This is a genomic window from Nocardioides sp. URHA0032 (assembly GCF_000620645.1).
In the GTDB taxonomy this organism is placed as follows: Bacteria; Actinomycetota; Actinomycetes; order Propionibacteriales; family Nocardioidaceae; genus Nocardioides.
Genome location: NZ_JIAV01000021.1, coordinates 129,022 through 142,236, shown reverse-complemented (window position 1 = coordinate 142,236; position 13,215 = coordinate 129,022). Strand labels below are relative to the sequence as shown.

Annotated in this window: 11 protein-coding genes; 3 read left to right on the top strand and 8 right to left on the bottom strand. The window is 73.9% G+C overall.

Features of this window, described 5'->3' with window-relative positions:
- Positions 1-7 precede the first annotated feature (7 nt).
- The 5 genes from holA to leuS form a co-directional block, all read right to left on the bottom strand.
- The gene (gene holA / locus N538_RS0112770; protein ID WP_028637630.1) at positions 8-994 is read right to left on the bottom strand and encodes a DNA polymerase III subunit delta; all 987 of its coding nucleotides are present in this window, start codon (positions 992-994) and stop codon (positions 8-10) included.
- A 12-nt stretch (positions 995-1,006) separates the two neighbouring features.
- On the bottom strand, positions 1,007-3,247 hold the full coding sequence (locus N538_RS0112765) for a ComEC/Rec2 family competence protein (protein ID WP_028637629.1): 2,241 nt from the start codon (positions 3,245-3,247) through the stop codon (positions 1,007-1,009).
- Between the two features lies 1 nt (position 3,248).
- Positions 3,249-4,097, bottom strand: a complete 849-nt coding sequence (locus tag N538_RS25225) for a ComEA family DNA-binding protein (RefSeq protein WP_051549247.1) — start codon at positions 4,095-4,097, stop codon at positions 3,249-3,251.
- 97 nt (positions 4,098-4,194) lie between these two features.
- Positions 4,195-5,049, bottom strand: coding sequence for a DegV family protein (locus N538_RS0112755; protein ID WP_028637628.1), 855 nt, complete (start codon positions 5,047-5,049; stop codon positions 4,195-4,197).
- 23 nt (positions 5,050-5,072) lie between these two features.
- Positions 5,073-7,544, bottom strand: coding sequence for a leucine--tRNA ligase (gene leuS, locus N538_RS0112750; protein WP_028637627.1), 2,472 nt, complete (start codon positions 7,542-7,544; stop codon positions 5,073-5,075).
- Positions 7,545-7,713: 169 nt separating this feature from the next.
- Here leuS and N538_RS27435 point away from each other — a divergent pair, with 169 nt between their 5' ends.
- From N538_RS27435 to N538_RS0112735, 3 genes are all read left to right on the top strand, one after another.
- Positions 7,714-8,322: a calcium-binding protein gene (locus tag N538_RS27435; protein ID WP_197025333.1), complete on the top strand. Its 609-nt coding sequence runs from the start codon at positions 7,714-7,716 to the stop codon at positions 8,320-8,322.
- Positions 8,323-8,351: 29 nt separating this feature from the next.
- Positions 8,352-9,125, top strand: coding sequence for an SDR family NAD(P)-dependent oxidoreductase (locus N538_RS0112740; RefSeq protein WP_028637626.1), 774 nt, complete (start codon positions 8,352-8,354; stop codon positions 9,123-9,125).
- 245 nt (positions 9,126-9,370) lie between these two features.
- Positions 9,371-10,816, top strand: coding sequence for a flavin-containing monooxygenase (locus N538_RS0112735; protein WP_028637625.1), 1,446 nt, complete (start codon positions 9,371-9,373; stop codon positions 10,814-10,816).
- Here the strand turns inward: N538_RS0112735 and N538_RS0112730 are convergent.
- Genes N538_RS0112730 through N538_RS0112720 form a run of 3 tightly spaced genes read right to left on the bottom strand, consistent with a single transcriptional unit; the run spans position 10,813 to position 13,191 of the window.
- Positions 10,813-11,229 carry a VOC family protein gene (locus N538_RS0112730; RefSeq protein ID WP_028637624.1) on the bottom strand — a complete coding sequence of 139 codons (417 nt, stop codon included), beginning with the start codon at positions 11,227-11,229 and terminating at the stop codon, positions 10,813-10,815. The genes N538_RS0112735 and N538_RS0112730 overlap by 4 nt on opposite strands.
- A gap of 31 nt (positions 11,230-11,260) precedes the next feature.
- Positions 11,261-12,532, bottom strand: a complete 1,272-nt coding sequence (locus tag N538_RS25215) for an MFS transporter (RefSeq protein WP_036570403.1) — start codon at positions 12,530-12,532, stop codon at positions 11,261-11,263.
- Entirely contained in the window at positions 12,529-13,191 is a 663-nt protein-coding gene (locus N538_RS0112720; RefSeq protein ID WP_028637623.1) for an HAD family hydrolase, read from the bottom strand. The genes N538_RS25215 and N538_RS0112720 overlap by 4 nt, the downstream gene beginning before the upstream one ends.
- Positions 13,192-13,215 lie beyond the last annotated feature (24 nt).

Sequence of the window (13,215 nt, the reverse complement as noted above, 5' to 3'; positions counted from 1 at the left end):
CAGGTCGCTACCGGGGCTCGCGCAGGTCGGTGACGGTGAGGACCAGCCGCTCGAGGGTGTACGACGGGTCGCTGGCGGCGCCCTTGATGTCGGCATCGGCCTTGGCGATGGCACGGATCGCCCGCGCGATCCCACCCTCGGACCAGCCACGGGTCTGGTCGCGGACGATGCGCAGCTTCCAGGGGGGCACGCCGACCTCGCGGGCCAGGTCGGCCTCGCGCATGCCCCGCGGGGCGGTCAGGTAGCGGGCCAGGCCCCGGGCGCCCGAGGCGAACGCCGCGGTCACCAGGACCGGGGCGGTGCCCCCGTCCAGCGCCCAGCGCAGCTCCTCCAGCGCCACCGTCCGCCGCCCGAACAGCGCGGCGTCGGCCACCGCGAACGACTTGGCCTCGGCACGGCCGCCGAAGTACTGCTTCACCCGCTCCTCGGTGATCGGCTGCCCGTCGAAGTCGCTGGCGAGCTGGTCCGCGGCGGCGGCCAGCGCCCGCAGGTCCTGCCCGACCGCCTGGACCAGCGCGTCGGCGGCCTCGCGGTCGATGGTGGTGCCGTGGCCGCGCACCTCGGCCGCCACGAACCCGGGGTACTCCGAGACCCGGAGCTCCCCGGACTTCACCTCGGTGACCGGCGCCAGCTTGCGCAGCTTGGTCAGCACGCCCGAGCCCTTCGGCCCGCCCCCGTGGACGAGTACGAGCGCGACCTCCGCGGCCGGGTCGGCGGCGTACCCGAGGAGGCCGTCGACCGACTCCTCGGGCAGGTTCTCCAGCCCCCGGACGACCACGCACCGGATGCTGGAGAACAGCGAGGGCGCCGAGAGCTCGCCGAGGGTCGCGAGGGTGAGGTCGGACGCCGCCGTCTCGGAGAGCTCGGACTCCGGGTCGTGGTGGCGCACCGCCTGCCGGACGGCGCCGACGGTGCGTTCGTTGAGGAACTCCTCCTTGCCGGTCACGAGCGTGACCCGGCCGAGGACGTCTGCCGCGCGCGGTGAGCCTGCCATCGTGCCGAAACCCTAGCGGGTGACCACCGACAGTCCCTCGCCGTCCTCCACCACCGCGACGTCACCGTCCCGGTCGGTCCGGTAGACGTCGATCCCGGCAGCCGCGAGCGGCTCCAGCGTCTCCGGGGCCGGGTGGCCGTAGTCGTTGTCGGCACCCACCGACGTCACCGCGACGCGGGCGCCGAGCGAGAGCAGCCAGTCCTCGTCCTGGTACCTGCTGCCGTGGTGCGGCACCTTGAGCACGTCGACGGCCAGCCCGGGGTAGGCGCGCGCCAGCGCGGCCTGGCCCTCCGGCTCGATGTCGCCGGTCAGCAGCAGCCGGACGCCCCGGATGTCGACGAGCAGCACCACGCTGGCCTCGTTCGCGGTGCTGCCGTCGCCCGGCCCGATGGCCGGCGAGTCCGGCGGCGGCCACAGCGCCTCGAGCGTGACCGCGCCGACCTGCTGGGTGGTGCCGTACGGCGCGGGCACCGGGTCGGCGACCGCGTCGACCTCGGCGACGCCCTCGGGCGGGTCCTGCAGCCGGGTCGTCTCCACGGTCCCGACCTGCCGGCCCTCGTAGACGCCGGTGATGCCGTCGACGTGGTCGGCGTGGAAGTGCGTGAGCACCAGCAGCGGCACGGACTCGATCGCGAGCCGGTCCAGGCAGGCGTCCATCGCGTCGGGATCAGGCCCGGCGTCGACGACGACCGCGGTGTGCGGCCCGGCGTTCACGACCAGGCCGTCACCCTGGCCGACGTCGCACGCGACCAGCACCCAGCCGTCCGGCGGCCACCCCGGGGACGGGACCCGGACCAGCACCGCGAGCACCAGCAGCCCGCAGCACCCCAGCCCGGTCGACGGCCGGCGCAGCAGCACCGGGGCGACCAGGACGACCGCCACCACGAGTACCGTGAGGAGTGCCAGCGCGACGGCGCCGGTCCCCCACCCGACCGCAGCGGTGGGCAGGGCCGCACCGCGGGTCGCCACCACGACGATCCAGGCGACGCACCAGCCGGCGCCGATCCCGAGCAGGCGTCCGACCGGGTCGCACACCAGCCCGGCGAGCCCGCCCGCGAGACCGAGGACCGTGGCGGGGCCGACCGCCGGTGCGGCGGCCAGGTTCGCCGCGACCGCCACGAGGCTGACCTGCCCGGACAACGCCGCCACGACCGGCGTGCAGGCGAGCTGGGCGGCCGCGGGGATCGCGATCGCCTCGGCAGCCCACCGCGGCAGCCAGCGGGCCAGCGCGTCCCGCCACGCGGGCGCGAGCAGCAGGATGCCGCCGGTGGCGAGCACCGAGAGCGCGAACCCGGCCGACGTCGCCAGCCCGGGCTGGACGAGCAGCAACGCCAGCACGGCCACGCCCAGCGCGCGGGTCCCGCGCCGCCGACCCTCCGCACCCATCGCGAACAGCGCGACCGTGCCCATCACCGCAGCACGGAGGACGCTCGGCTCGGTGCGCGCGAGCAGCACGAACCCGACGATCCCGGCCGCGCCGACGGCGTACAGCCACCGGCCGCGGACCCCGCACCAGCGGGCGATCAGCAGCAGGAAGCCGACCACGAGCGTGAGGTTCGTGCCCGAGACCGCCAACAGGTGGGTCAGCCCGGTGGTCCGGAAGTCGTCGGCGAGGTCGGTGCTGACTCCGGTGTCGTCGCCGTCCACCAGGGCAGGCACCAGCGCCCGCTGCGCGTCCGGCCGGTGCGCGACGGCGTCGCGGATGGAGGCCCGGACCGCCGCGGCGGCGTCCCACCACGCGTCCGGGTCGCCGGTCACCACCGGCGGCCCGCGCGCGCCCAGCACGCCGGCCAGGTCGTCACCGTCCGAGGGCGACAGCCGTCCGGACGCCTCGACGGTGCTGCCGAGAGGCACCTCGGCCCAGTCGTCGTCCCCGAGCACGAGGACCGGCACGGAGAGCGCGAACGTCGTGCCGCGACCGGTCACGCTGCGGACGTCGACTCGGGTGATCACCACGTCGCCGTACCGACCGGCGGTCCGGTGCGGGTCGCTGGTCACCGTGCCGGTCAGCCGGACCGCGGCGCCGTCCGCGGCGAGCCGGGCCACCGGGCTGCCACCGATGCGGTCGGTGCGGATGACCGCGACGCCGGCGACCGCGGCGAACACCAGCGCCACCGCGCCGGCCGTGCGCCACCGGTGCGCGAGGACCAGGCCGAGGACGGCGACGACCGCCCACCAGCCCATCCACCGGGCGGCCAACGCACCTGCCCACGCGGCGCCGCCGAGCAGCAGCATCCGCAGGTCGGTGCGCACCTCAGACCGTCACGTACGGCGCGAGCTGGCCGAGCGTCGCGTCCCCGATCCCGTCGACCTCGAGCAGCTCGTCCACGGCCGTGAACCCGCCGTGCTCGTCACGGAACGCCAGGATCGCCTGGGCGGTGACCGGCCCCACCTCGGGCAGCGCCTCCAGCTCGGCCTGGGACGCGGTGTTGAGGTTGACCAGCGGACCACCGCTCGCCCCCGGCGACGCCGCCGCCGAGGCCGCCACGCCCGCGGGCGGCGGCACGCCCACCACGACCTGCTCGCCGTCGACGAGCACCCGCGCCAGGTTGAGCCCCGACAGGTCCACCCCCGGGCGGGCGCCGCCGGCCTCCTCGAGCGCGTCGACGACCCGTGCGCCGGCGTCGAGCACCACGATCCCCGGATGTCGGACCTTGCCCGTCACGTCGACCGTCACCGAGGCCGCGGTCGCGGACGCCCGGGCAGCCACCGGTGAGGCGTCGACGAGCGGCGGCTGCGAGGTCAGTGCGACCGGCGCGGGCGCCTCCACCCGGCTCGGCTGGCCGCGCAGCACCCACCAGCAGGTGACCGCCAGCCCGATCGCCACCAGCACCGCCACGACCGCCAGCTGGGCCGGCCCCAGCGCCACCCGACCGTGCAGCGTCTCCGGCAGCAGCCTCTCGGGCAGCAGCGTCCCCGGCAGCGACGATGCCCGGCGGGACGCGTGCCGTCCCGGAAGCGGCACCTCCGGCACCGCCGGCGGCTCGGGACGCCCGGGTCGCTCGGGTCGCTCGGGTGGCTCGGGTCGCTCGCCGGCGAGCTCGGCACTGAGCAGCGCGAGCCGGCGGGAGACGGCGTCCTGGTGGTCGGTGGATCGGGCCATGTGCGGGACGCTAGGCAGCGCGACCGGCCCGGACGGGACCGATCGTCCCGAGTTGGGGACGAGCCGGTCGGAAGCCCGTCCTGTGGACGGATACCGGCTACCGGCGCGGCGCCACGCAGACGGCGATCATGCCGGGCCCGACGTGGGCGCCGAGCACCGCGCCGAGCTCGCCGCACCACACCTCGCGGCCACCGAGGTTCGGCTCGAGCCGCGCGGCCAGCTTCTCGGCGAGCGCACCCGCACGCTCGGCGCTCGCGAGGTGCGCGACGCAGACATCGACCTGCCCCTCGCCCGCGGCCTGCACGGCCAGCTCCTCCAGCCGGGCCAGCGCCCGCACGGACGTGCGGACCCGCTCGAGCGAGGCGACGGTGCCGTCCTTGATCTGGAGCAGCGGCTTCACCGCGAGCGCACCACCGAACAGGGCGGCCGCGGCGCCGATCCGACCCCCGCGGCGCAGGTACTCGAGCGTGTCGACGTAGAAGAGCGAGGACGTCACCTCCGCCCGCTCCCGGGCGGCGTCGGCGGCCTCGTCGGCGGTGCCGCCCGCGTCGAGCACGTCGGCCGCGGCCAGCACGGCGAAGCCCGTGGCCACTCCGACCTGCCGGGTGTCCACGGGTACGACGCGGACCGACGCGTCGCGCGCCGCGAGCTGGGCCGACTCGAAGGTGCCGCTCATCTCGCCGGACAGGTGCACCGACACGATCTCCGTCGCGCCATCGCGGGCGGCCTTCTCGTAGACCTCCAGCAGGGCCGCGGGACTCGGCCGCGAGGTGCTGACCGGCTTCCACTCGCGCAGCGCTGCGGCGACCATCTCGGGCGTGGCACCCCCCGCGCCCTCGTCGTACACCGTCGCCCCGATCACCACCTGGAGCGGGACCACCACGATCCCCCGCTCGGCCGCCAGCTCCGGGGGGAGGCAGGCGGTCGAGTCGGTGACGACCACGACCGGCATGTCGCCGAGGTTAGAGCACAGCGCTAGACGACGACGTTGACCAGCTTCGGGGCGCGGACGATCACCTTGCGCACCTCGCGGCCGTCGATCGCCTTCACCACGCCCGGGTCGGCGAGCGCCAGCGCCTCCAGGTCGGACTCGGTGATGTCCGGCGCGACCTCCAGCCGCGCGCGGACCTTGCCCTGGATCTGGACGACGGCCGTGACGGACTCCTCGACCAGCAGTGCCTCGTCGACCTCGGGCCAGCCGGCGCGGGCGACGGTCGGCTCGTGGCCCAGCCGCTCCCACATCTCCTCGGCCGTGTACGGCGCGACCAGCGACAGCAGGATCGCGACGGCCTCGGTCGCCTCACGCACCGCCGGGTCCGCGGGCCCGCAGCCCGAGTCGATGGCCTTGCGGGTGGCGTTCACCAGCTCCATCAGCCGCGCGACCATCACGTTGAACCGGTACGACTCGACCAGCTCGGCCGCCTCGTGCACGGTGCGCGCGGTGACGCGCCGCAGTGCCAGGTCACCGCCCTCCGGCGAGACGCCCGCCTCGGAGGTGACGTCACCGGACAACCGCCAGGCGCGCTGCAGGAACCGCAGCGATCCGGCCGGCGACATGTCGGCCCAGTCGATGTCGTCCTCCGGAGGGCCTGCGAATACCAGGGTCACGCGTACGGCGTCCACTCCGAACTCCGCAAGTTGGTCCCCCAGACTGACGCCGTTGCCCAGCGACTTGCTCATCTTCTTGCCACGATTGATGACGAAGCCCTGGTTCAGCTGGGCTGCGAACGGCTCGCCGACCTCCAGCATCCCCATGTCGCGCAGGACCTTGGTGAAGAACCGTGCGTACAGCAGGTGCAGCACCGCGTGCTCGACGCCGCCGACGTAGATGTCCGCGGGCATCCAGGCGTTGGCCTTGGCGACGTCGAACGGGCCGTCGGTGTAGTGCGGCGAGCAGTAGCGCAGGAAGTACCAGGACGAGTCGACGAAGGTGTCCATCGTGTCGCTGTCCCGTTTGGCCGGGCCGCCGCAGGTGGGGCACTCCACGTCGACCCAGTCGGACGCCGCGGCCAGCGGCGAGACGCCCTTCGGCTTCAGGTCGGCACCGCGCAGCTCCGGCAGCTCCAGGGGCAGCTGCTCGTACGGTACGGCGACCTCACCGTCCTTCTCGCAGTGGATGATCGGGATCGGGACGCCCCAGTAGCGCTGGCGGCTCAGCAGCCAGTCGCGCAGCCGGAAGTTGACCGCACCCTTGCCGGTCCCCTGCTGCTCCAGGAACTCGATCGTCGCCCGCTTCGCGTCGGCGACGCCCAGTCCGTTGATGTCCAGCGGCGCGTCGACGCCGGGGGCGGGCGAGTTGATCGCCGGGCCCTCGCCATGGAACGACTCGCCCTCGAAGCCGGACGGCGGCTGCGTGGTGCGGACGATCTCCAGCCCCATCTCGGTCGCGAACTCCCAGTCGCGCTGGTCGCCGCCGGGCACGCCCATGACCGCACCGGTGCCGTAGTCGGCCAGCACATAGTCCGTCGCCCACACGGGGATCTGGGTGCCGGTGACCGGGTTGGTCGCCGTGACGCCCAGGTCGACGCCGGTCTTGGGTCGCTCGGCGGACAGTCGCTCGATCTCGGTCTCCTTGCGGATCTCCTCGCGGTAGGCCTCGAAGGCGGCCCGCTGCCCGTCGGTGACCAGCTCATCGGCCAGCGGGGAGTCGACGGCCACGACCATGAACGTGGTGCCGAAGATCGTGTCCGGGCGGGTCGTGTAGACGGTGATCGGCTCGTCGCGGCCCTCGACCCGGAAGTCCACGTGGGCGCCCTCGGAGCGACCGATCCAGTTCCGCTGGGCCGTGACGACGCGGGTCGGCCAGGTCGGCTCCAGGCGGTCCAGGTCGTCCAGCAGCTCCTGGGCGTACTCGGTGATCCGGAAGTACCACTGGGTCAGCTCGCGCTTGGTGACCTCGTGCCCGCAACGCTCGCACCGGCCGTCGACGACCTGCTCGTTGGCCAGCACCGTCTGATCGTGCGGGCACCAGTTCACCGGGCTGTTCTTCCGGTACGCCAGGCCCCGCTCCCGGAACTTCAGGAACAGCCACTGCGTCCACCGGTAGTACTCCGGGTCGGAGGTGTGCAGCCGGCGCGACCAGTCGAAGGAGACGGCGTACCGCTTGAAGGACTCGTACTGCGTCTCGATGTTCGCGTAGGTGTACGTCGCCGGGTGCTCGTCGTTGCGGATCGCGGCGTTCTCGGCGGGCAGGCCGAAGGAGTCCCAGCCCATCGGGTTCAGGACCTCGTAGCCGCGCTGCCACCAGTAGCGCGCGATCACGTCGTGCAGGGCGGTGACCTCGGCGTGGCCCATGTGCAGGTCGCCGGAGGGGTACGGGAACATCGTGAGCGCGTACTTCTTCTCCCGCGGGGAGTCGTCGTCGGCGCGGAACGGCTCCAGCCGCTCCCACACCGGCAGCCACTTCTCCTGAACGGCCTCGATGTCGTACTGCTCCTGCTCGCTCATCTCGTCTCTCTCTGCTCTGCTCGCTCTGGCTCCGGGCACAAAAAAGCCCCTCGGGCACGAGGGGCAGCCGCGTCGATGGTGATGCGTGTCGACGCGGCTAGGTAAGGAGCAGGATCCTTCGCATGGCGCCATGGTACCGCGCTCGGCCGGTCGTGCCAGACTCGACGCGATGAAGGCACTCGCTGTAGCCGCTCTCGGGCTCACCCTCGTCCTGCTCCCCTCCGTCGCCGCCGCCGAGCACATCCGCGGCACCGCGGACAACGAGACGCTCGTCGGTACGCCGAAGCGCGACTGGATCGAGGCGCGGGACGGCGCCGACGAGGTCCGTGGTCGCGGTGGCAACGACCTCCTGACCGGCGGGCCCGGCGACGACTGGGTCCGCGGCGGCCGCGGCAACGACGAGATCGAGGACGACCGGGGGCGGGACCTCCTCATCGGCGGACCCGGCCGCGACTCGATCGACGGCCGTCGGGGCATCGACGAGCTGGTGGGCGGCCCGGGGAACGACTACCTCGCCGACTACCTCGGGGGCGACACGATGCGCGCGGGCGCCGGGGACGACCGCTCCACCGTCGCCTCGCGCGGCCGGACCCGGCCCTACCCGCCCACCCACCTCGACCTCGGCCCGGGCGACGACGAGGTGCTGCTCGACCCCGACGGCCGGCGCGACGTCATCGACTGCGGCCCGGGCAACGACCTGGTCGAGTTCCTCGAGACCCTGGACCCGCACGACGAGCTGATCTCCTGCGAGACGGTGCGGGAGTACCAGGGGAAGTGACCGCGCGGCGGCCCTGCGACGATGTCGCCATGAGCGAGTCGCGAACCGTCACCGATCTCTTCCGGCTCGACGGCAAGGTCGCCGTCGTCACCGGAGCCTCCAGCGGGCTGGGCGTCGCCTTCGCCCGTGGCCTGGCCGAGGCGGGCGCCGACCTCGCGCTCGGCGCCCGGCGTACCGACCGCCTCGCCGACACCGCGCAGCTGGTCGAGGCCGCGGGTCGCCGCGCGCTCACGGTCGCGACCGACGTGGCCGACCCCGACTCGTGCACGAACCTGGTCGCGCTCGCGATGGAGGAGTTCGGCCGGGTGGACGTGCTGGTCAACAACGCCGGCATCGGTACGGCGGTGCCGGCGACCCGGGAGCCCCCCGAGCAGTTCCGCCAGGTGATCGACGTGAACCTCAACGGCTGCTACTGGATGGCGCAGGCGTGCGGCCGGGTGATGCAGCCCGGGTCGAGCATCATCAACATCAGCTCGGTCCTCGGCCTCACGACCGCCGGCCTCCCCCAGGCGGCGTACGCGGCGTCCAAGGCCGGCCTGATCGGGCTCACCCGCGACCTCGCCCAGCAGTGGACCGGTCGCAAGGGCATCCGCGTCAACGCGATCGCCCCGGGCTTCTTCGAGTCGGAGATGACCGACCAGTACCCGCCGGGCTATCTCGACTCCCAGCAGGCCCGGATCCCCGCCGGTCGCAAGGGCGACCCCGTCGAGCTGGCGGCCACGGTGGTGTTCCTGGCCTCGGACGCCGCGGGGTACGTCACCGGTCAGACGCTGGCCGTCGACGGGGGCATGACGATCACCTGAGGCGGCGGGTTTCTCCGGCTGACCGGAGAAACCCGCGCGACACGCCGGTGCGGTACGGCGTGTCGAGCGGGTTTCGGCGGACAACCCCCGCCTCATCGCAACCGGAAGGTGTCCTTCGCGGTCCGGCGGCGGACCGCGGGCCCGTGACGGCGACCGGGTGGCTGCCCTTCCTGCCCGGGATGACGGTGAACGCCCGGCGCGGACGACGTGAACGCGAGCGGGCGTACTCCCGGTATGGTCCGTCCATGCGTGTCCGGGTGGTCGTCATCGGTGCCGGGTTCGGCGGCCTGGGGGTCGCCCGTGCCCTGCGCGAGGCCGGCGTCGGCGACGTCACGATCCTCGAGCGCGCGGCCGACGTCGGCGGCGTCTGGCGCGACAACACCTACCCGGGCGCGGCCTGCGACGTCCCCTCTCCCCTCTACTCCTGGTCGTGGGCGACGAACCCGGCCTGGGGCCGCCGCTACTCCGGCCAGCCCGAGATCCTCGACTACATCCGCCGCACGGCGTCGGACGCCGGGCTGCTCGACCTCGTCCGCACGGGCACCGAGGTCACCGCGCTCGAGTACGCCGACGGCGCGTGGCGGGTCACCACCAGCACCGGTGTCCTCGACGCGGACCTGGTCGTCTCGGCGACCGGCCAGCTCTCGAACCCGGTGATCCCCGCGATCCCCGGCGCCGGCAACTTCGCCGGACCGGCGTTCCACTCGGCGCGCTGGCGCCACGACGTGGACCTGACCGGCAAGCGGGTGGCCGTGGTCGGCACCGGCGCCAGCGCGGTCCAGTTCGTGCCCGGCATCGTGGACCGGGTCGCCGCGATGACCGTCTTCCAGCGCTCCGCGCCGTACGTCGTCGCGAAGCCGGACCGCGAGTACACGCCGGGCCACCACCGGCTGTTCGAGCGCTGGCCGGCGGTGCCCGCCGGCGAGCGGCGGCTGACCTACTGGATCACCGAGCGGTTCAACGGCGCCCTCGAGGGCACCTCGCCGATCACCCGGCCGCTGATGGGTGCGATCCGCACCGCCTGGAGGCTCCAGCTGCGCCGCCAGGTCCGCGACCCCGAGCTGCGGCGCAAGCTGGTCCCGACCTACGAGCTCGGCTGCAAGCGGCTGCTGTTCTCCAACGACTGGTACCCCGCGCTGGACCGCGACCACGTCGACGTCGTCACCGAGCAGGTCACCGCCGTCGAGCCGGGCGGCGTGCGCACCGGCGACGGGCGGCTGCACGAGGCCGACGTGCTGATCTGGGGCACCGGCTTCGCGCCGACCGAGTTCCTCGGCGGGATCGACGTGTGCGGCGTGGACGGCCTACCCCTGAAGGAGCTGTGGGCCGACGGCGCCCGCGCCCACCTCGGCCTGACGATGCCGGGCTTCCCGAACCTGTTCGTGGTCTACGGGCCGAACACCAACCTGGGCGGCAGCTCGATCATCGGCATGCTCGAGGCGCAGGCCGGCTGGATCACGCAGGTCGCGCGGCGGATCCAGGACGGCCGCGCGCACCGGGTCGCGGTCCGCCGCGACGTCTGGGAGCGGTACGACGAGGACATGCAGGACCGGCTGGGCAGGGGCATCTGGTCGGGCTGCGACAGCTGGTACCGCGACGGCCGCCGGATCACCACCAACTGGCCCGGTCTCGTCGCGGAGTACCAGCGTCGTACGGCGACCGTCGACTGGTCGGAGCTCGACGAGGTCTAGCTCCCGCTGATGTTCACCATCCAGCCGATGCCGTACTTGTCGGTGAACATGCCGAAGGAGTCGCCCCACGGCGCCTTCTCCAGCGGCACGGTGACGCTGCCGCCCGCGCTCAGCGCCTCGAACCAACCGCGCAGCGTGGCCTCGTCGTCGCCGCTCAGCGAGATCGAGCCGTTCGAGATGTCGCCGCCGGTGTCCATGTGGCTCGGGACGTCAGCGCCCATCAGCTGCACGCCGTCGGACACGGTCAGGGCGGAGTGCATGACCAGCCCGGCCTCGCTCTCGGGGACGCCCATGCCGCCCTGGTCGGCGAACGTCGTCACGTCGAGCTGGCCGCCGAGGGCCGACTGGTAGAAGGTCATCGCGTCCCGGGCCTGGGCACGGAAGTTGAGGTAGGGGTTGAGGACGGTGGACATGTGCGCGCTCCTTTGCGCTCGGGGGTCTGTCCTACCGACCAGCGTCCCAGCCGGAACTCATCGCCGTCAGTGCCGTCGCTGTGAACAGCACCGCCGACGCGATCGCCAGCCCACGCAGGTCGTTGACAGCACCGTAGACCGCGACACCGACAGCACCGCCGGCCTGGCGCGCGGTGTTGTTGACGCCCGAGGCGAGTCCCGACCGATCGGGCTCGACCGCCGCCAGGGCGGCCGCCACGACGGCGGGCGTGAGCACGCCGATGCCGACGCCCCACACCAGGAGCCCGGTCGTCAGGTGACCGGAGGCGAGGACGGCGAAGCCCGCCGCGCCGACCAGCAGCCCGGCGACCATCGGCGGCCGCGGGCCGGTGCGCGCCGTCACCCGGCCGGTCAGCGGGGCGAGCAGCGTGAGCGGGAGGAACAGCGGCAGCAGCGCCACGCCGGCGGAGAACGGCGAGCGGCCCTGGTCCTGCTGGAGGTACAGCGTCACCACGAACAGCATCCCGAGCGTCGCGAGGTTCATCACGCCCGCAGCGCCGTTGGCGAGGACGAACGCCGGCCGCCGGAGCAGGTCGAGCGGCAGCATCGGGTCGGCCACCCGGTGCTCCACCACGACCAGCGCCACGAGCGAGAAGACCGCCACGAGACCGAGCGCCGCACGCCCGGCGACCAGGGCGTACACCAGGCTGCCGAGGGTGGTGGCGGCCAGCACCGAGCCGGCCACGTCGACGGCGCGGTCCGCGCGCTCGGAGGCGGGTACGCCGCGGGCCAGCACCGCGCCCACGAGCAGCACGATCGGCACGTTGAGCAGGAACACCGCGCGCCAGGACACCCACTCGACCAGCGCGCCGCCGAGCAGCGGCCCGGCCGGCAGCGCCGCGCTCCCGACCGCCGCCCAGATCCCGATCGCCCGGGCCTGGGCTCCGCGCTCCGGGTAGGCGTCGCCGACCAGGGCGAGGGTGCCCGGCAGCAGCAGGGCGGCCCCGGCGCCCTGGACCACCCGGGCCGCGACCAGCGCCGCGGTCGACGGAGCGATGCCGCAGCCGACGGCCGCCAGGCCGAACGCCGCGAGCCCGGCCAGCACCACGCCGCGGTGGCCGAGCACGTCGCCGAGGGTCCCGCCGACCAGCAGCAGCGAGGCCAGCGCGACGGCGTACCCGTCGACCACCCACTGGAGCCCCGCAGTCCCGGTGCCGAGGTCGTCGGCCAGCGAGGGCAGCGCGACGTTCACGACGGTGACGTCGAGCAGCACCAGGAAGTAGCCGGCGCAGAGCGCAACCAGGACGACGCGGCTGCGGGTCACTGCTCGGCGAGGACCTCGTCGAGGTGCTCGAGGAGCTCGCGCGGGTAGGCGTAGACCGAGGCCGCTCCGGCGTCGAGCAGCTCCTGGCGCCCGGACCCACCGGCGAGCAGCCCGATGGTCGGGTCCCCGCGCCGGGTCGCCGCCGCGACGTCCCACACGGAGTCCCCGATCATCACCGCCCGCCCGCCGCCGACCTTCTCGAGCGCCTCGTCCAGGAGCTCCGGGTCGGGCTTGGAGGCGTCAGCGTCCTGGCTCGTCGTCCAGGCGTCGGCCCGCTCCTCGGCGTCCAGCAGCTCGAGGGCGTGCTCGGCGTGCTTGGGGATGCTCGAGCTGGCCAGGACCACCTTGAGGCCCGCCTCGCGCAGCCCGGTGAGGAGGTCGATCGCCCCGTCGAAGAGCCGGGTGTCGCCGATGATCGCGTCGTACTCCTGCTCCCAGCGGTCGCGGAGCTCGTCGCCGTGCTGCTCCTCCACGTCGTCACCGGTCACGGCGGCGACGAGGCGGTCGCCGCCCATGCCGATCGCACGGTGGATCGCGGCGACGGCGACGTGCCGGTCCAGCACGGCGTCGAACGCGCGCGACCAGGCGACCGCGTGGTGGTAGTTGGAGTCCAACAGGGTGCCGTCGATGTCCAGCACGGCGATGTCGAAGGCGGGCATGGGCTCGCGGTGCCCGGAGCGCGG

Bases quoted from the DNA above. Each gene is read 5' to 3' on its own strand.
- holA (WP_028637630.1), bottom strand. From the start codon at position 994: ATGGCAGGCTCACCGCGCGCGGCAGACGTCCTCGGCCGGGTCACGCTC.
- N538_RS25225 (WP_051549247.1), bottom strand. From the start codon at position 4,097: ATGGCCCGATCCACCGACCACCAGGACGCCGTCTCCCGCCGGCTCGCG.
- N538_RS0112755 (WP_028637628.1), bottom strand. From the start codon at position 5,049: ATGCCGGTCGTGGTCGTCACCGACTCGACCGCCTGCCTCCCCCCGGAG.
- leuS (WP_028637627.1), bottom strand. From the start codon at position 7,544: ATGAGCGAGCAGGAGCAGTACGACATCGAGGCCGTTCAGGAGAAGTGG.
- N538_RS27435 (WP_197025333.1), top strand. From the start codon at position 7,714: ATGAAGGCACTCGCTGTAGCCGCTCTCGGGCTCACCCTCGTCCTGCTC.
- N538_RS0112740 (WP_028637626.1), top strand. From the start codon at position 8,352: ATGAGCGAGTCGCGAACCGTCACCGATCTCTTCCGGCTCGACGGCAAG.
- N538_RS0112735 (WP_028637625.1), top strand. From the start codon at position 9,371: ATGCGTGTCCGGGTGGTCGTCATCGGTGCCGGGTTCGGCGGCCTGGGG.
- N538_RS0112730 (WP_028637624.1), bottom strand. From the start codon at position 11,229: ATGTCCACCGTCCTCAACCCCTACCTCAACTTCCGTGCCCAGGCCCGG.
- N538_RS0112720 (WP_028637623.1), bottom strand. From the start codon at position 13,191: ATGCCCGCCTTCGACATCGCCGTGCTGGACATCGACGGCACCCTGTTG.